Annotated in this window: 1 protein-coding gene; it reads right to left on the reverse strand. The window is 41.0% G+C overall.

Annotation, left to right across the window (positions count from 1 at the left end; all coding sequences use genetic code 11):
• Positions 1 to 13 precede the first annotated feature (13 nt).
• Complete coding sequence (locus GOU96_RS18190) at positions 14 to 502, reverse strand: GNAT family N-acetyltransferase (RefSeq protein WP_267783428.1); 489 nt, start codon at positions 500 to 502, stop codon at positions 14 to 16.
• Between the last annotated feature and the right edge of the window lie 27 nt (positions 503 to 529).

Consider the following 529-nt stretch of genomic DNA (forward strand, 5'->3'; position numbering starts at 1 on the left):
CTTGAGGCGTTTGTTATAGGGATTTTGCCAGCTTATTCAAATCATTACCTTCAAATCGGTAATACTCTTTTTCTCTAATCAAACTGGCTCCGATTGATTTGTAAAACTGTCCAGCTGTCGGATTCGTACTCTCTGCTGTCCAATCTAGGCGCTGACAGTTATGAGTAATAGCGATAGTAGCCAAGTGTTTCATCAGTTGAAGTCCGATACCTTTACCACGAGCAGAGGAAGATACAAACAGGTCTTTCATATACATCTGGCCTGACAATTTTGGTGCCGGAAACATTATTGTGTAAGTTGCAAAACCCAAAACCTTATCGTATTCAAAGGCTGCGATCACTTTTACGCCTGAGTGCTCAGAAAATACTTGATGACTAAGATAGTTGGTTAAGTCCTGCTCTGATGCAGCCTTATCACCGAAATAGTACCGCTCAAGTTCAATGAAGATCCCAACTAAATCAAGGCAATGGTGTTTATCAACTCTTTTGATTTCTACAGACATTTACATCCCTATAACGCCCGCCTAAGG

Source organism: Vibrio sp. R-1, assembly GCF_035615595.1.
GTDB lineage: Bacteria > Pseudomonadota > Gammaproteobacteria > Enterobacterales > Vibrionaceae > Vibrio > Vibrio cholerae.